The 18310-nt window shown below is 72.1% G+C and carries 19 protein-coding genes and 1 tRNA gene; 6 read left to right on the plus strand and 14 right to left on the minus strand.

Translation table 11 applies throughout. The annotated features are described in order from the left end of the window. The first annotated feature begins 3 nt into the window (after positions 1–3). From OG899_RS10785 to OG899_RS10805, 5 genes are all read left to right on the plus strand, one after another. The gene (locus tag OG899_RS10785; RefSeq protein WP_406311004.1) at positions 4–924 is read left to right on the plus strand and encodes a bifunctional DNA primase/polymerase; all 921 of its coding nucleotides are present in this window, start codon (positions 4–6) and stop codon (positions 922–924) included. Then, positions 921–1295: a hypothetical protein gene (locus OG899_RS10790; protein ID WP_406311005.1), complete on the plus strand. Its 375-nt coding sequence runs from the start codon at positions 921–923 to the stop codon at positions 1293–1295. The genes OG899_RS10785 and OG899_RS10790 overlap by 4 nt, the downstream gene beginning before the upstream one ends. Next, positions 1292–2548 carry a DUF3631 domain-containing protein gene (locus OG899_RS10795; RefSeq protein WP_067398671.1) on the plus strand — a complete coding sequence of 419 codons (1257 nt, stop codon included), beginning with the start codon at positions 1292–1294 and terminating at the stop codon, positions 2546–2548. Before OG899_RS10790 ends, OG899_RS10795 begins: the two co-directional genes overlap by 4 nt. Positions 2549–2715: 167 nt before the next feature. Beyond that, the gene (locus tag OG899_RS10800; RefSeq protein ID WP_067398669.1) at positions 2716–2925 is read left to right on the plus strand and encodes an AlpA family transcriptional regulator; all 210 of its coding nucleotides are present in this window, start codon (positions 2716–2718) and stop codon (positions 2923–2925) included. Beyond that, positions 2922–4286, plus strand: coding sequence for a tyrosine-type recombinase/integrase (locus OG899_RS10805; RefSeq protein WP_406311006.1), 1365 nt, complete (start codon positions 2922–2924; stop codon positions 4284–4286). Before OG899_RS10800 ends, OG899_RS10805 begins: the two co-directional genes overlap by 4 nt. A gap of 154 nt (positions 4287–4440) precedes the next feature. On the opposite strand, the gene OG899_RS10810 is transcribed toward OG899_RS10805, so the two are convergent. Beyond that, positions 4441–4522: transfer RNA gene (locus OG899_RS10810), tRNA-Tyr, on the minus strand. 235 nt (positions 4523–4757) lie between these two features. Between OG899_RS10810 and OG899_RS10815 the strand changes: the two genes are divergently transcribed. Further along, a complete protein-coding gene (locus OG899_RS10815) occupies positions 4758–5246 on the plus strand; it encodes a YajQ family cyclic di-GMP-binding protein (protein ID WP_125496547.1) in 489 nt (162 codons plus the stop codon). Between the two features lie 290 nt (positions 5247–5536). Here OG899_RS10815 and OG899_RS10820 read toward each other — a convergent pair whose 3' ends face one another. The 13 genes from OG899_RS10820 to OG899_RS10880 all read right to left on the minus strand — a co-directional run bounded on the left by OG899_RS10820 (position 5537) and on the right by OG899_RS10880 (position 17886). After that, complete coding sequence (locus tag OG899_RS10820) at positions 5537–5803, minus strand: GlsB/YeaQ/YmgE family stress response membrane protein (protein WP_125496548.1); 267 nt, start codon at positions 5801–5803, stop codon at positions 5537–5539. 129 nt (positions 5804–5932) lie between these two features. Beyond that, positions 5933–6325, minus strand: a complete 393-nt coding sequence (locus tag OG899_RS10825) for a YccF domain-containing protein (protein WP_125496549.1) — start codon at positions 6323–6325, stop codon at positions 5933–5935. Beyond that, a complete protein-coding gene (gene htpX, locus OG899_RS10830) occupies positions 6322–7185 on the minus strand; it encodes a zinc metalloprotease HtpX (RefSeq protein ID WP_125496550.1) in 864 nt (287 codons plus the stop codon). Before htpX ends, OG899_RS10825 begins: the two co-directional genes overlap by 4 nt. 347 nt (positions 7186–7532) lie before the next feature. Then, a complete protein-coding gene (locus OG899_RS10835) occupies positions 7533–9053 on the minus strand; it encodes an NADH-quinone oxidoreductase subunit N (RefSeq protein WP_168131547.1) in 1521 nt (506 codons plus the stop codon). Beyond that, positions 9050–10624 carry a NuoM family protein gene (locus OG899_RS10840; protein ID WP_125496552.1) on the minus strand — a complete coding sequence of 525 codons (1575 nt, stop codon included), beginning with the start codon at positions 10622–10624 and terminating at the stop codon, positions 9050–9052. The genes OG899_RS10835 and OG899_RS10840 overlap by 4 nt, the downstream gene beginning before the upstream one ends. Before the next feature lie 6 nt (positions 10625–10630). Continuing rightward, positions 10631–12625 (minus strand): NADH-quinone oxidoreductase subunit L, encoded by a 1995-nt coding sequence (locus OG899_RS10845; RefSeq protein ID WP_168131546.1) that lies wholly within the window; start codon positions 12623–12625, stop codon positions 10631–10633. Then, positions 12622–13017, minus strand: a complete 396-nt coding sequence (gene nuoK / locus OG899_RS10850) for an NADH-quinone oxidoreductase subunit NuoK (RefSeq protein ID WP_125496554.1) — start codon at positions 13015–13017, stop codon at positions 12622–12624. The genes OG899_RS10845 and nuoK overlap by 4 nt, the downstream gene beginning before the upstream one ends. Further along, positions 13017–13703, minus strand: coding sequence for an NADH-quinone oxidoreductase subunit J (locus tag OG899_RS10855; RefSeq protein ID WP_125496555.1), 687 nt, complete (start codon positions 13701–13703; stop codon positions 13017–13019). The genes nuoK and OG899_RS10855 overlap by 1 nt, the downstream gene beginning before the upstream one ends. Then, positions 13700–14215 (minus strand): 4Fe-4S binding protein, encoded by a 516-nt coding sequence (locus OG899_RS10860; RefSeq protein ID WP_125496562.1) that lies wholly within the window; start codon positions 14213–14215, stop codon positions 13700–13702. Before OG899_RS10860 ends, OG899_RS10855 begins: the two co-directional genes overlap by 4 nt. 110 nt (positions 14216–14325) lie before the next feature. Further along, positions 14326–15294, minus strand: a complete 969-nt coding sequence (locus tag OG899_RS10865; RefSeq protein WP_125496556.1) for a complex I subunit 1 family protein — start codon at positions 15292–15294, stop codon at positions 14326–14328. Beyond that, positions 15291–16769, minus strand: a complete 1479-nt coding sequence (locus tag OG899_RS10870) for an NADH-quinone oxidoreductase subunit C (RefSeq protein WP_189428145.1) — start codon at positions 16767–16769, stop codon at positions 15291–15293. The genes OG899_RS10865 and OG899_RS10870 overlap by 4 nt, the downstream gene beginning before the upstream one ends. Beyond that, entirely contained in the window at positions 16766–17479 is a 714-nt protein-coding gene (locus tag OG899_RS10875) for an NADH-quinone oxidoreductase subunit B (RefSeq protein WP_189428146.1), read from the minus strand. Before OG899_RS10875 ends, OG899_RS10870 begins: the two co-directional genes overlap by 4 nt. Then, complete coding sequence (locus tag OG899_RS10880) at positions 17470–17886, minus strand: NADH-quinone oxidoreductase subunit A (RefSeq protein WP_229814196.1); 417 nt, start codon at positions 17884–17886, stop codon at positions 17470–17472. The genes OG899_RS10875 and OG899_RS10880 overlap by 10 nt, the downstream gene beginning before the upstream one ends. Between the last annotated feature and the right edge of the window lie 424 nt (positions 17887–18310).

Genomic DNA, 18310 nt, shown 5'->3' on the forward strand with positions numbered 1-18310 from the left:
AGCATGACCCATCACCCCGCCGCCCGGCGAGCACGCCTGCTCGCCGCCGCCCTGGATGCGGCGGCTCGCGGCTGGCACGTCCACCCGCTGCGCCCCGGCGGCAAGGCGTCCGCCCTGCACGGCGAACGCACCTGTCCCGGCACCGGCGACTGCGCCAACGGACACCGCAAGTGGGAGCAGCGGGCCACCACCGACCCCGACCGCATCCGGGCCGCATGGAGCGCGGGCGCGTTCAACGTCGGCATCGCCACCGGTCCATCCGGCCTGGTCGTCGTCGACCTGGACATGCCCAAGGACAAAGGCAGTAGTTCGGACGCGCCTTGCGGCGCGGCCGTCTTCTTGGCGCTCTGCGAGCGCGCCGGCGAGCCGTGGCCGACCACTTACACGGTGCGGACGCCCTCCGGCGGCATGCACCTGTACTTCACTGCCCCGCCCGGGGTGGAACTGCACTGCACCGCGCGCACCGTCGCCCCGAACGTCGACACCCGCGCGTGGGGCGGCAACATCGTGGCCGCTGGCAGCATCACCCCGCACGGCGCCTACGAGGCCGTGAACACCAGCCCGGCGGCGCCGCTGCCTGTCTGGCTCCTGGAGCGGCTCCGACCGGCACACACGGCCCGTACGGCGCTGGCGCCGGTTATCGTCTCCGGGCCGATCACCCGCCGCGCCCAGGTGGCCCTGGAGCGGGAGACGGCCGCCGTCGCCGCCACGCGGGAGGGCGGCCGGAACAACCGGCTGCTGGCTGGCGCCCGTGCCCTGGGCCGGTTCGTCGCCTGGGGCGAGATCCCGCGCGACGTGGTGGAGGAGGCTTTTCAGGCGGCCGGAGAGGCGGCCGGACTCCCGCCGGGCGAGTGCCGGGCCACCATCCGCAGCGCCCTGAACTGGTCAATCCGCACCGCCCGCCCACGCGAGGAGGCGGCATGACCACCTCCCCCGCCCGCTGCAACCTGAAAAGCCCTCCTGACGCCCCGCCGCATCCCGGCCCCGCCGTCGCCGCGGCGGCCCCGGCTCCCGAGCGCGGCCGAGAAGAGGCCGCCCGTCAGGGCGTCCTTTCATCCCCTCTCACCGACCGGAACCCGAGTCGCCCGCTGGCCGGTGACGACCGCTTCCCCATGGCGTGGCTCCACGTCTGCGCACCGCGCGGCTCCACCCCCACCGCCACCTCGAAGTGCATGTGCGGCCGGGACAAAAGCGCCGTCGGTCGGCATCGGGTGCTCGCCCTGATCAAAGATCACGAAGCCCACCGCGACCTCTGCCCACTGCGCACCACTCAAGAAGGGAGGAACGCCGCATGACGCCCACTCAGGTGCCCGCGCCGTCCATCGACGGCGCCGCGCTGCTGGACGAGGTGGAAGCGTTCCACCGCCGTTTCAACGTCTTCCCCACCGAGGCCGCCTATGTGGCCGTCACCCTGTGGGACGCCCACGCTCACCTGCTCGACGCTTTCGACTCCACCCCCCGGCTCGCCTTCCTCTCCCCCGAGCCCGGGTCCGGAAAGTCCCGCGCCCTGGAGATCGTGGAAACCTTGGTGCCGCAGCCGATGGTCGCCGTCAACGCGTCCGCCGCCGCCCTGTTCCGGGCCGTCTCCGGCACCGAGGGACGCCCCACCATCCTGTTCGACGAGATCGACACCGTCTTCGGCCCCAAGGCCGGCGACAACGAGGAGCTGAGAGGCTTCCTGAACGCCGGACACCGGCGCTCTGGCGTCACCTACCGGTGCGTGGGCGACGGCTCCAGCCAGAGCGTGCAGGCGTTCCCCTCCTACTGCGCGGTCGCCATGGCCGGGCTCGGTTCCCTGCCGGACACGATCCTGACCCGCTCGGTCATCATCCGCATGCGCCGCCGCGCCCGGAACGAGAAGGTGGAGCCCTACCGGCAGCGCGTCCACGAGAAGGAGGGCCGCGCGCTGCGCGACCGGCTCGCGAAGTGGGCCGATACCGTCCGCGACGCCGTGGAGGGCGCCTGGCCGGCGATGCCCGAAGGCGTCACCGACCGGCCCGCCGACGTGTGGGAACCCCTGCTCGCTGTTGCCGACGCGGCCGGCGGCGCCTGGCCGGAGCGCGCCCGGGCCGCCTGCGTGGAGCTGGTGGCCGCCGCCGCACAGGACGATGAGGCGTCGCTGGGCGTGCGCCTGCTCACCGACCTGCGCGACACCGTGTTCTGCGGCGCCGACCGGATGCCCACCGCCGCCATCCTGGAATGCCTGCTCGCCATGGACGACGCCCCCTGGGTCGACATCGGCGGCAAGCCGCTCACCTCCCGCGGCCTGGCCCGGCTGCTGAGCCAGTACGTCACCGCGGCCAACAAGCCCATCAAACCGCGCCCCATCCGCACCCCGGGCGGCGCGGTCCCGCGCGGCTACTACGCGGAGGACCTGGCCGACGCGTGGGCCCGGTACTGCCCCCCGCCCCCCGTCAGATCCACTACATCCGCTACAGCCGCTACACCGCAGGTCACTAGGGGCGAATCCGTAGCGGATGGCCTCCCCGGCATCCGCTACACGCCCGCCGAAACCGCTACGTCCGCCACCGGCGGCGGCCCGGCGTAGCGGCACCGAGCCGCTACACGCCACGCATCCGCTACAGAAAACATGCCCCTGACCTGGGCTGTAGCGGACGTAGCGGATGTAGCGGATTCCTGGGAGGGGCCAGGGGCCCAAACACCCCTGGCCCCCTTTCGCTCTGTCCCTCCTCCTGCTCAAAAGGAGACCCAGGCATGGCAACCCCTTCTCGTCGACGGCGCACCCCCAAGGACCCGCTGGTGCCCCTGAGCGATGCCCTGGAAGAGATCGGCATCAGCCGCGCCACGTGGTATCGCTGGCGTAACCGCGGCTACGGGCCGGAGGCGCGGCGCACGCCGACCGGCCGCATCTGTGTGCGCCGAAGTGACCTGGACGCCTTCATCGACGAACTGGAAGCCGCGTGACTGAGTGGAGCTACACCGTACGCATCTGGGCTATCCGCAAGCGTGACTACCGGAAGCCCTACCAGCTCCGGTGGAAGGTGGGGAACCGCTCCCATTCGGAGTCTTTCCTGACGCTGGGCCTGGCGGAGAGCCGCCGGGCCCAGCTCATCACTGCGGCGCGTCAGGGTGAACCGTTCGATGTCGACAGCGGACTACCGAAGTCCCTGCTCACCGAGAAACGGAACACCACCTGGTACGAGCACGCCCGCCGGTACATCGAGATGAAGTGGCCGCACTCCCCGGCCTCCACCCGCAGGACTCTCGCTGAGGCCATGGCGACCGTCATGCCGGCGCTCGTGAAGGACACCAAGGGAATGCCGGACCCGAGAAACGCGCGCGCGGCCCTCTACGGCTGGGCGTTCAACAAGAACCGGTGGGACGAGGAACCGCCCCCGGAGGTCGGGAAGATTCTCCGCTGGTTCGAACGCAACTCGGTGCCCGCATCCGCGCTGGCCGACCGGATGCGCGTCCGGGCCGCCTTGGACCTCCTCACCAGGAAGTTGGACGGTACGACGGCCGCAGCGTCCACCATTCGCCGTAAGCGGGCCATTTTTCACAATGCGCTCGCGTACGCGGTGGATGCCGAACTGCTGGCGGAGAACCCTCTTCACAAGATCCAGTGGAAGGCACCTGAGCAGGTTGAAGAGGAGGTGGACCCGGCTTGCGTACCTGATCCTGCCCAAGCGGCGAAACTGTTAGCGGCCGTACGGGATCAAAGCGCCCGGGGACGTCGTCTGGTCGCCTTCTTCGGCTGTATGTACTACGCCGGAGCACGGCCGGCGGAGGTCATCGGCCTGCGCCTCCAGGACTGCGACCTGCCGCGACGCGGATGGGGCATGCTGCGGCTCCGAGAGACACGACCGCGCTCCGGCACCGCATGGACGGACAGCGGCGACGCCCACGACAGGCGAGGACTCAAGCACCGGCCGCGGAAAGCGGTCCGGCAAGTTCCCATACCGCCGGAACTCGTGTCCCTGCTGCGCTGGCACGTCATGGCGTACGGCGTCGCCCCGGACGGTCGGCTGTTTCGTACCCAGCGCGGCGGGCTGATCCAGGACACCGGTTATGGCGAAGTCTGGGCTGAGGCCCGGGCGCGGGCTCTCACTCCTTCGCAGTACGCGTCTTCGCTGGCCAAGCGTCCCTATGATCTTCGTCACGCCGCCGTGTCCACGTGGCTCAGCTCTGGTGTGGAGCCTCAGCTTGTGGCGAAGCGTGCCGGCCACAGTGTCGCCGTACTGTTCCGCGTCTACGCAAAGTTCCTGAGCGACGGAGACGAAGCGGCGAACGCGAAGATCTCGGCACGCCTGAACGGGTACGGCTGAGCGCTGTGGACGGCCGTCCACAGCCCGTCCACACAGCCCGAGACGGAGCGTTCCAGGACGAGATGCAGCGAGACAGTGCGCTGCTCTCTCAGCTACACGACTAAGGCCCGGTGACCTGCTGCTCTCGCAGGTCACCGGGCCCCGGTCGCTCGTGTGGCGGCGCTAGGATTCGAACCTAGGAAGGCTGAGCCGGCAGATTTACAGTCTGCTCCCTTTGGCCACTCGGGCACACCGCCTGGGATGCTGCAGGTCGCCCGCCTTTCGGCGTCGCTCCCTGGCAACGACGTAAACAATACCTGATGCCGAGGGGTGCTTCGCCACCTGATCGATCCACGCCCGGAGATCATGGGGGTGGCTAGGCTGGTCCGGATGCGCCCGGGACCCGGACACCGGACTCGGCGGCGGACTCCGGTGGACGCCGACACGCAGCTGGAACCCACCTCGACATCACGCAACAAGGAGCCACAGGACATGGCCGACTCCAGTTTCGACATCGTCTCGAAGGTCGAGCGGCAGGAGGTCGACAACGCCCTCAACCAGGCCGCCAAGGAGATCTCGCAGCGCTACGACTTCAAGGGCGTGGGTGCCTCGATCTCGTGGTCCGGTGACAAGATCCTCATGGAGGCCAACTCCGAGGACCGGGTGAAGGCTGTCCTCGACGTCTTCCAGTCCAAGCTGATCAAGCGCGGCATCTCGCTGAAGGCGCTGGACGCCGGCGAGCCCCAGCTGTCCGGCAAGGAGTACAAGATCTTCGCCTCCATCAAGGAGGGCATCTCGCAGGAGAACGCCAAGAAGGTGGCGAAGATCATCCGTGACGAGGGTCCGAAGGGCGTGAAGGCCCAGGTGCAGGGTGACGAGCTGCGCGTCAGCTCCAAGAGCCGGGACGCCCTGCAGGCCGTCATCGCGCTGCTGAAGGGCAAGGAGTTCGACTTCGCGATGCAGTTCGTGAACTACCGGTGACCCCTCCACGCCGCTGAGCGGACGGCACAGGGCACGACGGGGACCCATCGCCGGGAGTTCCGTCGGTGGGCCCGCGTTGTGCTCTTGTCGTCCGGTCGCTCGGGCGGGTCCCCTCACGGCGCCGTGCGGCCATCGCGACGGACGTCCTGGGCATGCCGTCGGGTTCGCCAGCGCGGTGACCGGCCGGTCCTGCGCCCCGGTTGCCGTTCCGTTCGACCGTCACCGCGTAGCCGTGTTTCTCGGTCGATCCGCTTCCTGTCGCACAGACACGGCGGCGTCCGGACCCGCCCTCAGTCCCGCGAGTTGCCGAACAGGATCCGGTAGACGATCAGCAGCACCAGGGAGCCGCCGATCGCGGCGGCCCAGGTGGCGCCGTCGTAGAAGTCGCGGGAGATGGGGTGGTCCAGCCAGCGGGCCGAGATCCAGCCGCCGATGAACGCCCCCGCGATGCCGATGAGCGTGGTGCCGATGAGGCCGCCCGGGTCACGGCCCGGCAGCAGGAATTTCGCGATGGCTCCCGCCAGCAGCCCCAGAAAGATCCATGCGATGACACTCATTGCCTGACCTGCCCTTCCCCGGCCGACGGTCTGCGCGGTCGCGGGTGCTCCGCGCGCTCGGGCCGTGTCGGTGCGAAGGACGCCATGACGGCGTGCCACGGTTGCCTGCCGGGCGGGAACGGGCTGGAGTCAGCGGGTCGCGAAAGGCTGGTCGGTGGGGACGATCTCGCGGCCCAGCGGGAACAGCGAGACCGGGATCAGCTTGAAGTTCGCGATGCCGAACGGGATGCCGATGACGGTCAGGCAGAGCATGACGCCGGTGACGATGTGGCCGAGGGCCAGCCACCAGCCGGCCAGGACGAGCCAGAGGACGTTGCCGATGCAGGAGGGGGCTCCGGCGTCGCGGCGTTCGACGGTGGTGTAGCCGAAGGGCCACAGGGCGAAGCGGCCGATGCGGAAGGCCGCTATGCCGAAGGGGATGCCGATCACGGTGATGCACAGCAGCACCCCCGCGAGGAGGTAGCTCAGGAACAGCCACAGACCGCTGAGCAGCAGCCAGATGATGTTCAGGATCGTCTTCACAGGGTGCGACCTGCCATCTGCTCGAGCCGGGCGATGCGCTCCGCCATCGGCGGGTGGGTGGAGAACAGCTTCGCCATCCCCTGGCCCGGGCGGAACGGGTTGGCGATCATCATATGGCTGGCGGTCTCGATCCGGGGCTCGGGCGGCAGCGGCAGCTGCTGAGCGCCCGCCTCCAGCTTGCGCAGAGCGTTGGCCAGGGCCAGCGGGTCGCCGGTGAGGCGGGCGCCGGACGCGTCGGCCTCGTACTCCCGGGAACGGCTGATGGCGAGTTGGATGACGGTGGCCGCCAGCGGGCCCAGGAGCATGATCAGCAGCATGCCGAACAGACCGGGTCCCTCGTCGTCGTCGGACCGGCCGATGGGGATCAGCCAGGCGAAGTTGACCAGGAACATGATCACGGAGGCCAGGGCGCCGGCGACGGAGGAGATCAAGATGTCGCGGTTGTAGACGTGGCTGAGCTCGTGGCCGATGACGCCGCGCAGCTCGCGTTCGTCGAGGATGCGCAGGATGCCCTCGGTGCAGCACACGGCGGCGTTGCGCGGGTTGCGGCCGGTGGCGAAGGCGTTGGGTGCCTCGGTCGGGGAGATGTACAGGCGGGGCATCGGCTGGCGGGCCTGCATGGACAGCTCACGGACCATCCGGTACAGGCCCGGGGCCTCGAACTCGCTGACCGGGCGGGCCCGCATGGCGCGCAGGGCGAGCTTGTCGCTGTTCCAGTACGCGTACGCGTTGGTGCCCAGGGCGACCAGGACGGCGACGACCAGCCCGGTGCGGCCGAAGAAGCCGCCGATGACGATGATGAGGGCGGACAGTACCCCGAGGAGTACTGCGGTCCTGAGCCCGTTGTGCCGGCGGTGCACGGTACGCCCTCCAAGTGGTGCGGCAGGGGAACCCTTCGCTTGCTGCGGACGCCACTGGACGTGACGTCCTCGTGGTGTCACGTCCAGTGACCCCTTTCGTCACTGGTCAACGCCGGGCGGTCGCCGAGGGTTCCCGGGTGCGGGGGGGCGGGGGCGGCCCGTCCGGGTGAGCGGTGCCGGGCAAAGGCCCGCGCGGGGTGGGGTGCGGACCTCCGCGGGCGTCCGCCGCCCGCGGAGTGCCGGTCCGCGTGGGTGGGCTGCCGTAACGAAGCGCCGGTCCCCGTGGGTGGGCTGCCGTCACGAAGCGCCGGTCCGCAGGGGTGCCCGCCGCCCGCGGGACGCCGGTCTCAGAAGAGGCTGCCGCCTGCGAAGCGGAGGACCAGCTGGGGAGCACCGGACAGGGCGACGGCCAGGACCGCGGTCAGGGCGATCGCGGCGGTGACGGGCGCGGGGACGCGCAGCCGTACGGGTTCGCCCTCGGGGGCGCGGAACAGCAGGGCCGTCCACTGCAGGTAGTAGTACAGGGCGACGACGACGTTGACGGCCATGACGACGGCGAGCCAGCCGAGGCCGGCGTCGACGGCCGCGGAGAACACGACGACCTTGGCGAACAGGCCGATCACGCCCGGCGGGAGTCCGGCCAGGCACAGCAGGAAGAAGGCCATGACCAGGGCGGTGAGGGGGCGGGAGGCGTACAGGCCGCGGTAGTCGGCGACGCGGTTGCGGGTGCGGCTGCGGCCGACGAGGGCGGCGACCGCGAAGGCGCCGAGGTTGACCGCCGCGTACATCAGGGCGTAGGCGACGGTGGAGCCGATGGAGGTCTGCGGGTCCTCGGCGTAGCCGGCGGCGGCGATCGGGACCAGCAGGTAGCCGGCCTGTCCGACGGAGGACCAGGCGAGCAGGCGGACGGCGCTGTGGGTGCGGGTGGGCTGCTGGCGCAGTGCGCCGACGTTGCCGACGGTCATGGTCAGGGCGGCGAGCACGGCGAGCGCGGGGCCCCAGGCGGCGGAGTAGCCGGGGAACGCGACGACGGTGACCAGGATCAGGCCGGTGAAGCCGACCGCCTTGCCGATGACGGACAGGTAGGCGGCGATCGGCAGGGGGGCGCCGACGTAGGTGTCGGGGACCCAGAAGTGGAAGGGGGCGGCGGCGGTCTTGAAGGCGAAGCCGACGAGGGTGAGGACGACGCCGGTCTGGGCGAGGGTCTGCAGGCTGCCGTCGACGTGCTGGATGCGGGCGGCGATCTCGGTGAGGTGGAGGGTGCCGGTGGTGGCGTAGACGAAGCTGACGCCCATCAGGCTGACGGCGGTGGCGGTGACCGAGGACAGGAAGAACTTCAGGGCGGCGTCGGTGGACCGGGCGTCGCCGTGCCGCAGGCCGACCAGGGCGAACGCGGGCAGGGAGGCGACCTCCAGGGCGACGATCAGGGTGGCCAGGTCGCGGGCGGCGGGCAGCAGGGCGGCTCCGGCCGCGGAGGACAGCAGCAGGAACCAGTACTCGCCCTCGGGCAGCCGGCCGCGGGCGTCGGTGAGGGCGGTGACCGACAGCAGGGCCGTCAGCAGGGCGCCGCCGAGCACCAGGAACTGGACGATCAGGGCGAAATGGTCGGCGGTGTAGCTGCAGACGCCGGGGTGGCCGGGGACGCAGAAGGTGCTGTGGTCGCCGTGGCGCAGGGGCAGCAGCAGGACAGCGGAGGCGGCGAGTGCGGCGACGGCCACCCGGCCGAGGAGGGGTTTGCGTGCCCGGGGCAGGAACAGGTCGGCGACGAGGACGGCCAGGGCGGCGAGCGCGGTGAGGGCGGGCGGGGCGACGGCGAGCCAGTCGACGGACTGGACCAGCGACGCGGCCGGCTGGGCCAGGGTGCTCATCGGGTGCCTCCTGCGAGGAACTGCTGCACGGCCGGGTCGGTCAGTCCGAGCAGGGCCTTGGGCCACAGCCCGGCGAGGACGGTGAGGACGACGAGCGGCGTCCAGGCCGCGAACTCGAAGCCGCGCACGTCGGGCAGGCGGGGTGCCTGTGCGGGTGCGGCGCCCATGCAGACGCGGCGGACCACGACGAGCAGGTACGCGGCGGTCAGCAGGGTGCCGAGGGCGCCGATGGTCATGAAGGTGAGGAAGGCGGGACGGCTCAGGCCGGCGGCCGGCCGGAAGGCGCCGAACAGGGCGAGCATCTCGCCCCAGAATCCGGCCAGGCCGGGCAGGCCGAGGGAGGCGACGGCACCGAAGGCGAGCAGGCCGCCCAGGCGTGGGGCGGTGCCGTACAGCGCGGCGCCGGTGTCCTGGGCGAGGGTGTCGAGGTCGGTGGTGCCGGTGCGGTCCTTCAGGCCGCCGACCAGGAAGAACAGCAGGCCGGTGATCAGGCCGTGGGCGATGTTGGCGAACAGGGCGCCGTTGACGCCGGTGGGGGTCATGGTGGCGATGCCGAGCAGGACGAAGCCCATGTGGCCGACGGAGGAGTAGGCGATGAGCCGTTTGAGGTCTCCTCGGGCGCCGCGCCGGGCGAGGGCGAGGCAGGCGAGGGATCCCCAGACGATCCCGACGACGGCGAAGGCGGCGAGGGCGGGCGCGAAGGTGCGGAAGCCGTCGGGGGCGACCGGCAGGAGGATGCGGACGAAGCCGTAGGTGCCCATCTTCAGCAGGACCCCGGCGAGCAGGACGGAGCCGGTGGTCGGGGCGGCGGTGTGGGCGTCGGGCAGCCAGCTGTGCAGGGGCCACATCGGGGACTTGACCGCGAGGCCGATCCCGATCGCCAGCACGGCGACGACCTGCACGGATGTGGTCAGTGACCGGCCGTTGTCAGTGGCGAGTGCCACCATGTCGAACGTGCCCGCCTCGATGCCGACGAGAAGGAGGCCGAGCAGCATGACGACGGAGCCGAGCAGGGTGTAGAGGACGAACCGCCAGGCGGCGGCGCGGCGTCCCTCGCCGCCCCAGCGGGCGATGAGGAAGTACATCGGGACGAGCACCGTCTCGAAGGCGAGGAAGAACAGCACGAGGTCGAGGGCGGTGAAGGTCGCGAGGGTGCCGGTCTCGAGCAGGAGCAGCAGCGCGACGTAGGCCTTCGGGGCGGGGCCGGTGGGGGGCTTGAAGTAGGAGTACAGCGCGCAGAGGAAGGTCAGCAGCGCGGTCAGCACGACGAGGGGGAGGGAGATGCCGTCGATGCCGAGGTGGATGCGCACATGGAGTGCGGGGATCCAGCTGACGTTCGTCGTGGCCTGCATCCTCGACGGGTGGGCGTGGTCGAAGCCCGCCGCGAGGGCGATCGCGGCGAGGAGCACGACGCCGGTCACGGTCACGCCGTGCCGGAGCACGGCCTGCTCGGGGGTCTTTCCCTTCAGTCCGGGCGGCGCGGGCAGCAGGGCGGCCAGCGCGCCCAGGAGCGGGGCGGCGACGACGAATGCCAGAAGGAACTGCATCACGGACTCGCTGATATCGATCACGCCTGCTCACGCTCCCGTGGCGACGAGGACGGCGGCGACCGCCAGGACGACGGTGCCGGCGAGCAGCGCGCTCACATAGGTCTGCACATTGCCGGTCTGGGCGCGCCGGACGGCGGCCCCCAGCAGCCGGGGCACGGCTCCCGCGCCGCGCACGTAGGTCTCCACCACCTCGCGGTCGAGGAACCGTACGAGGCTCGCGCCGGCCGTCACCGGGCGGACGAACACGGCCCGGTAGAGGGCGTCGAGGTGGAAGCCGGCGGCGGCGTGGCGGTGCAGCGGGCCGAGCAGCAGCCGTCCGGGGTCGGCGGGGTCGGGTGCGGAGGCGATGGAGCCGTAGGCGGGTTCGTGCCCGGCGATGGCCTCCGCCTCGACGAGGCCGGCGTCGGCCTGCGGGTGGGCGGCGACCGCGCCCAGGGGGGTGCGTGCGGCGCGGGCGGTGGTGTGCCGCCAGGCGCCGTAGGTGAGGACGCCGCCGGCCAGGGCCAGGCCGGTGCCGAGCACGGAGGTGGTCAGAGCGGGGGCGAGGCTGCCGCCGCCCAGCCAGTCGGGCAGGAGACGGTAGGTCAGTCCGCCGAAGGCGAGGGACGGCACGGCGAGCACCCACAGCACGGTGTTCATGGCCACCGGCTGCCGGCCGTGGCCGGGGGCGTCGGCGCCGCGGCCGTGGAAGGCGAGCAGCCACAGGCGCAGCGCGTAGGCGCCGGTGAGCAGCGCGGTGACCAGGCCGGCGACGAGCACCGTCCAGCCGGCCGCGGCGGGGACGTGGGGGGTGTGGCCCGTCGCGGCGTGCTCGGCCGCGGCCAGGACGGTCTCCTTGGAGAAGAAGCCGCTGAAGGGAGGGATCGCGGCGAGCGCGAGCAGCGCGACGGTCATCGTCCAGTAGGCGTCGGGGACGCGGTCGCGCAGGGTGCCCATGCGGGACATCGCGGCCAGCGAGTTGGTGCCGGCGACGTGGATGACCACGCCGGCGGCGAGGAACAGCAGCGCCTTGAAGGCGCCGTGGGACAGGAGGTGGAAGACGGCGGCACCGCGGTCGCCGGCGGCGAGGGCGCCGGTCATGTAGCCGAGCTGGCTGATCGTGGAGTAGGCCAGGACGCGTTTGATGTCGTCCTGGGCGAGGGCGGCGAGCGCCGACCCGGCCATGGTGACGGCGGCCATCACCGCGAGGACCGTCATCGCGGCCGCGGAGGCCTGGTAGACGGGCAGGAGCCGGGCGACGACGTAGACACCGGCGGCGACCATGGTCGCGGCGTGGATCAGCGCGGAGACGGGGGTGGGGCCGGCCATCGCGTCGGGCAGCCAGCTGTGCAGCGGGAACTGCGCCGACTTGCCGGCCACGCCCGCGAGGAGCAGCAGGGCGGCGAGGGTCGGATGGTGCAGTCCGCCTGCGGCCACGGTGCCGAGGACGGTGGTGATGCGGAACGAGCCCGCGTCGCCGGCCAGCACGAACAGGCCGATGAGGAAGGGGACGTCGCCGAGCTTCGTCACCAGGAACGCCTTGAGGGAGGCGGCGCGGGCCTGGGGGGTCTCCCAGTAGTGGCCGACCAGGAAGTAGGAGCAGATGCCCATGACCTCCCAGCCGACCAGCAGCACGATCAGGTCGCCGGTGTAGACGACGAGCAGCATCGCGGAGGTGAACAGGGAGACCAGCGCGGCGTAGGAGGGGTAGCGCGGGTCGTCGCGCAGGTAGCCGGTGGAGTAGATCTGCACGCAGGTCGCGACGACGCCGACGAGGACGGCGACGAGCGCGGCGGTGCCGTCGATGTGCAGGGCCAGTTCGACGGGGACCGAGCCGGTGGGGGTGAGCTGGGTGGCCGCGTCGACGGCGGGGCCGCCGCCCTGGTCCGCGGCGACGAGCACCGCGAGGACGAGGGAGGCGAGCGTCGGCAGGACGGCCAGCGGGCGCACGAACCCGGGGGCGGTGCGGCCCAGCAGCAGCCCGGCGACGGCGGCGAGGAACGGCAGGAGGGGGACGAGAACGGCGTTGGTGGTCGTGGTCACGCGGTGGCCTCAGCCTTCTCGGCACCGGGCACGGTGCTGTCGGAGCCGGCGGAGTCGTCGGAGCCGTCACCGTGGCCCTCGGCGGCGTCGCGGAGCCGGTCGATGGCCGAGGTGCCGCGGTTGCGGTAGACGGCGAGGATGATCGCCAGGCCGATGCCGATCTCGGCGGCGGCGATGGCGATGGTGAACAGGGTCAGGGCCTGCCCGGAGTGCAGGGTGTCGCGGGCGGCCTTGCTGAGCCAGACGTCGAAGGCGACCAGGTTGAGATTGACCGCGTTGAGCATCAGCTCGACGGACATCAGGACCAGGATCGCGTTGCGGCGGGCGAGGACGCCGTACAGGCCGGTGCAGAACAGCAGCGCGGACAGCACGGCGGGGTAGACCAGGTGCATCAGTGCTCCCCCTCCTCGGCGGACTGCCGCCCGTCGCGGGCCGCCGGGCCCTGCGGCGCGGCGCCGGCCGCCCGGACCCGCTGCGCGGCGGCGGCAGCCCGGGCCTGTCGCTGCGCGGCGTCGTCCGCCTTGGCCCTGCGGGACAGCACGATCGCGCCGACCAGGGCGGCGAGCAGCAGGACGGACAGGGCCTCGAAGGGCAGCACCCAGTTCTGGAACAGGCCGGCCCCGGTGACCTTGGTGGAGCCCGCGGCCGGGCCGTCGAGGTCGATCCAGGTGGTGCGGAACGCGTCGACGACCACCCAGACCAGGGTGACGGCCGCGGCGACGGCCACCAGCAGGGCGGCCCAGCGGTTGCCGGAGTCGGCGTCCGGGGAACGGCCGATGGGCGCCTTGGTGAGCATCAGCCCGAACAGCAGCAGCACGACGACGGAACCGACATAGATCAGCACCTGCACCCAGGCGATGAACTCGGCGGTCAGCAGCAGGTACTCGACGGCGAGGCCGCCGAGGGCGACCACCAGCCACAAGGCGGCGTGCACCAACTGGCGGGTGGTGACGGTGACGAGGGCGGCGCCGAAGGTGACCAGGCCGACCAGGAGAAAGGTGATCTCGACGCCCGTCGGCGACAGGAAACCGTGCTCGGCCGCGGCCGCGGCGGACACGGCGGCGTGGGAGGGGGTCACGCGTCGCCCTCCCGCGGTGCCGCCGGCCCGTCCTGGGCGGCGGCCTGCTGGGCGGCCAGCTTCTCGGCGCTGCGGCGGGCGGCGGCCAGCTCCTTCGCCTCCTCCGCGCCCGCGTCCAGGGCGGGCGGGGCCGGCACGGTCCACATCCACGCGCGCAGCTTGTCGCGCTCGTGGGTGAGGTCACGGATGTCGGTCTCGGCGTACTCGAACTCCGGCGACCAGAACAGCGCGTCGAAGGGACAGACCTCGACGCAGATGCCGCAGTACATGCACAGCGAGAAGTCGATCGCGAAACGGTCGAGGACGTTGCGGCTGCGCTCGCGGCCGCCCGGGGTGGCCGCCGGGATCGTCTCCTTGTGCGAGTCGATGTAGATGCACCAGTCCGGGCACTCACGGGCGCACAGCATGCAGACCGTGCAGTTCTCCTCGAACAGGCCGATGACCCCGCGGGTGCGGGGCGGCAGCTCGGGCTGGACGTCCGGGTACTGCTCGGTGACGGTCTTCTTCGTCATCGTGCGCAGCGTGACGGCCAGCCCCTTGGCGAGACCCGAGCCGGGGAAGGAGGCGCGGGGCCGCCCGGAGGGCGTCGTTGCGGGGCGGTGGCCCGGCGTGGGGCGGGACACTAGGAGATCACCACCTTGACGATGCCGGTGAGGGCGATCTGGGCGAGGGACAGCGGCACGAGGAGGGTCCAGGACAGCTTCTGCAGCTGGTCCTCGCGCAGCCGCGGGTAGCTGACACGCAGCCAGATGACGACGAAGGCGAGCACGGCCGTCTTCAGCAGGGTCCACAGCCAGCCGAGGCCGTCGGCGCCCCACGGCCCGTGCCAGCCGCCCAGGAACAGGACGGTGGTCAGGCCGCTCAGGACGACGATGCCGGCGTACTCGGCGAGCAGGAACAGAGCGAAGCGCAGGCCGGTGTACTCGGTGTACGCGCCGAAGATGATCTCCGAGTCGGCCACCGGCATGTCGAACGGCGGGCGTTGCAGTTCGGCGAGACCGGCCACGAAGAAGACGAAGGCGCCGACGATCTGCCAGGGCACCCACCACCAGTGGAAGGCGTCCAGGATGCCCACCAGCGACACCGTGCCGGCCGCCATGGCCACGGAGGCGGCGGCGAGCAGCATCGGCAGCTCGTAGGCGAGCAGCTGGGCGGCGGTGCGCAGACCGCCGAGCAGGGAGAACTTGTTGGCGGAGGCCCAGCCGGCCATGAGGGAGCCGAGGACGCCGACGCCCATCACGGCGAGCACGAAGAAGATGCCCGCGTCGACGACCTGCCCGACCAGGCCCGAGCCCGGCCCGATGGGGACGGCGAGCAGCACCAGCAGATACGGCAGCAGGGCCACGGCCGGGGCGAGCTGGAAGACACGGCGGTCCGCGCCCGCGGGCACCACGTCCTCCTTCTGCGCGAACTTCACTCCATCGGCGACGAGTTGAGCCCAGCCGTGGAAGCCGCCGGCGTACATGGGGCCCAGACGGCCCTGCATATGGGCCATCACCTTGTGCTCGGTCTGCCCGACGAGCAGCGGGAGAACGAGGAACGCCACGAAGACGGCAAGGAGCCGCAGGGCGACGTCGGCCACGCCGTTCACTGCGTGTCTCCTTCCGGTGCTGCGGGGGCTTCGGGGCTGTCAGGGGGTTCGGGGGCCTCGGCGGCCTCGGGCGCCGGGGAGGCCTCAGAGACCTCGGGGACCGGGGATCCCTGAGAGACGTCGGGCCGCGGCCGCTCCTCGGACTTCGGCTGCCGCCGCTCCTCGGTCTGCGGTTCCGTGCGCTTCTCGGGCTTCGGCTCCGACCGCTTGGCGGACTCCGGCCGCGCGTGGCCTTCGGGCTTCGGCCGTTCGGGCTTCGGCTCCGGCCGCCTTTCGGGCGCCGGACGCCGCTGCTGCTCCGGTTCGTCGAAGGCGGGGCGGGCGTGGTGCCAGGGGGCGTCCGGGCTGCGGGGCGCACGGCTCGCCGGTGGTTGGGCGGCCGCCCGCTGGGAGGCCGAGCCCTCCGACGCACTGCGCATCCGGCGCGGCCCCGCCGTGCCGGAGACACCGCCGCCGCGCTGCGACGCCGAGCCCTCCGACGCACTGCGCAGACGCCGAGGCCCCGCCGCCGTACCAGGGGCACCGCCGGCCCGCTGGGACGCCGACCCCTCCGACGCGCTGCGCATCCGGCGTGGGCGTGCCGGGGGCGCGGCGGGCGGCTGTGCGCCCGGTGCACCCGGTGCGTTCGGTTCATGGGCCACGGAGGCCTCGCCGGCCGGGCCCTCCCCCGCCGGAGCGGACGGCGCGGACGGCGCGGACCGCGCGCTCTGGCTCACCGAGCCCTCGGAGGCCTTCCGCATCCGGCGCGGCCGGGTGGCGCCGGCACGACCGGTGGTGTCCTGCGGCGCCCCCGCCGTGGTCTCCCCCGCCCCGGCGGTCTCGGTCCCGGCCGCCGTGCGGCGGCGCACCGGGCCGCCCGCGCGCCCAGCGCCCGCAGCCCGCGCGCCGCGGGCCGGGGCGGCCGGGAGCTGTCCCTTGAGGGGACCCCACTCGTTGGGGTCGGGTACGCCCGGGGGCAGCATCTGGCGGCGCCGGGGTCCGCCGTGGTCCGACTCGCCCGGTTCCTTGGCGCCGGGCCATGCCTTGGCGACCCGCGCGGCCAGCACGAAGTCCTTGCGCAGCGGGTGGCCTTCGAAGTTCTCCGGCAGAAGCAGATGCTCCAGGTTGGGGTGGCCGGTGAAGTCGACCCCGAACATCTCGTGGGTCTCCCGCTCGTGCCAGGCGGCACCCGGGTAGACGTCGACCGCGCTGGGCAGGACGGGCTCCTCGTGCGGGACCGTGGTGCGCAGCAGCAGCCGCCGCACCGGGGCGAGGGCGGCGACATGGGCGCAGACGCGCAGGCCCAGACCCGGTTCGTCGACCGCGCTGAGCCAGTCGAAGTAGGTGCAGCCCAGCTCGTCGCGGGCGGTGCGCAGGGCGGCGAGCCATGCGGTCGGGGGTACGTCCACCGTGAGGACCTCGTAGGACTCCTCGGCCGTGGCCTCGGGTCCGAACAGGTCCTCGGTGGGCGCGGGCAGCCAGCCGGCCCCGCTCATCGCGCGCTCCCCTCGCCCGCGGGTCCGGTGCCGCCCGGCCGGCCGGAGCCGTCCTCGGCCCGGTCGTCGCCGGCGGTCCGGTCGCCGTCCGCCGTCCCGTTCTCCCGCGCGCCGTGCGGCGCCGGAGGCTTCACCAGGTCGCTTCGCAGCGCCGCCACCGAGGCGCGGGCGGGTGCGCCGTAGCGTTCGCCCAGCGACTCGCGGGCGATCTTCTCCTGGAGCTTGAGGATGCCCTGGAGCAGCGCCTCGGGGCGCGGCGGGCAGCCGGGGACGTAGACGTCGACGGGAATGATCTGGTCCACGCCCTTGGTCACGGAGTACGAGTCCCAGTACGGGCCGCCGCAGTTGGAGCAGGCCCCGAAGGAGATGACGTACTTCGGCTCGGGCATCTGCTCGTACAGGCGCTTGACCGCCGGGGCCATCTTGTCGGTGACGGTGCCGGACACCACCATCAGGTCGGCCTGGCGCGGTCCGGGAGCGAACGGGATGACGCCGAGGCGGATGAAGTCGTGCCGGGACATCGACGCGGCGATGAACTCGATCGCGCAGCAGGCGAGACCGAAGTTGAACACCCACAGCGAGTAGCGGCGGCCCCAGTTCAGGACGACCTTCATCGGTTCGGGAGCGAGCCGGGACAGGGCCCCCAGGCGCTTGGGCTCGGGGAGCGGGACGGGGCCGGCGGCCGGCGGAGTCGAGGCGTTCACGTCCATGCCAGGACTCCCTTCTTGTAGGCGTAGAGCAGACCCACGGCGAGGAAGCCGAGGAAGAGGAACATCTCCACCAGCGTCGCCGCGCCGTAGCCGGGGGCGGCGAAGACGGTCGCCCAGGGGAACAGGAAGATCGAGTCCACCGCGAAGATCACGTAGAGGAAGGCGTACACGTAGTAGCGGACCTGGGTGTGGGCCCAGCCCTCACCGACGGGGTCGACGCCGCACTCGTAGGTCAGCAGCTTCTCGGGGGTGGGCACCACCGGGCGCAGCAGCCGGCCCGCGCCGAAGGCGACCGCGACGAAGAGCACGCCCACGACCGCGAGCAGCCCGACGACCGAGTAGGCGTGGAAGTAGTCGGCCGCGACGACGGTCGACCCCCGCACCGTGTCCGGCAACGTCTCAGGCACCGTCCCTCGCTCCCTGGTCTCGTGCTGTCGCGTGCTCCGTACGGATGTACGGACGGATGCGCACCTTGTGTACGCACGGGAGTCTAGGCCCTGATAAAGAGAGGGTAAGCGGCCCCGTCGCCCCGGGGACGAGGCGGCCGCGCATGTGAGACCACGGGGTCCACGCCTGTGCGGCCGGAGGCATCAAGCATGCGCATGACCAGGGAGCCGTGCACGACGACCAGACGGTCTGCGCACGTCCGACCGGAGGTGCCCGCGCGCGTACGACCAGAGGTGCCCGCGCACGTACCACCAGACGGTCCGCGCACGTACGACCGGAGGCGTGCGCACTGGGCCACCAGACGGTCCGCGCAACGTACGACCGGAGGCGTGCGCACTGGCCACCAGACGGTCCGCGCAACGTACGACCGGGGGCGTGCGCACT

It is taken from the genome of Streptomyces thermoviolaceus (assembly GCF_045209695.1).
In the GTDB taxonomy this organism is placed as follows: Bacteria; Actinomycetota; Actinomycetes; order Streptomycetales; family Streptomycetaceae; genus Streptomyces; species Streptomyces thermoviolaceus.

Excerpts from the sequence above, each read along its gene's own strand:
- OG899_RS10785 (WP_406311004.1), top strand. The coding sequence starts at position 4 with ATGACCCATCACCCCGCCGCCCGGCGAGCACGCCTGCTCGCCGCCGCC.
- OG899_RS10790 (WP_406311005.1), top strand. The coding sequence starts at position 921 with ATGACCACCTCCCCCGCCCGCTGCAACCTGAAAAGCCCTCCTGACGCC.
- OG899_RS10795 (WP_067398671.1), top strand. The coding sequence starts at position 1,292 with ATGACGCCCACTCAGGTGCCCGCGCCGTCCATCGACGGCGCCGCGCTG.
- OG899_RS10800 (WP_067398669.1), top strand. The coding sequence starts at position 2,716 with ATGGCAACCCCTTCTCGTCGACGGCGCACCCCCAAGGACCCGCTGGTG.
- OG899_RS10815 (WP_125496547.1), top strand. The coding sequence starts at position 4,758 with ATGGCCGACTCCAGTTTCGACATCGTCTCGAAGGTCGAGCGGCAGGAG.
- OG899_RS10820 (WP_125496548.1), bottom strand. The coding sequence starts at position 5,803 with ATGAGTGTCATCGCATGGATCTTTCTGGGGCTGCTGGCGGGAGCCATC.
- OG899_RS10835 (WP_168131547.1), bottom strand. The coding sequence starts at position 9,053 with ATGAGCACCCTGGCCCAGCCGGCCGCGTCGCTGGTCCAGTCCGTCGAC.
- nuoK (WP_125496554.1), bottom strand. The coding sequence starts at position 13,017 with ATGCACCTGGTCTACCCCGCCGTGCTGTCCGCGCTGCTGTTCTGCACC.
- OG899_RS10860 (WP_125496562.1), bottom strand. The coding sequence starts at position 14,215 with ATGACGAAGAAGACCGTCACCGAGCAGTACCCGGACGTCCAGCCCGAG.
- OG899_RS10870 (WP_189428145.1), bottom strand. The coding sequence starts at position 16,769 with ATGAGCGGGGCCGGCTGGCTGCCCGCGCCCACCGAGGACCTGTTCGGA.
- OG899_RS10875 (WP_189428146.1), bottom strand. The coding sequence starts at position 17,479 with ATGGACGTGAACGCCTCGACTCCGCCGGCCGCCGGCCCCGTCCCGCTC.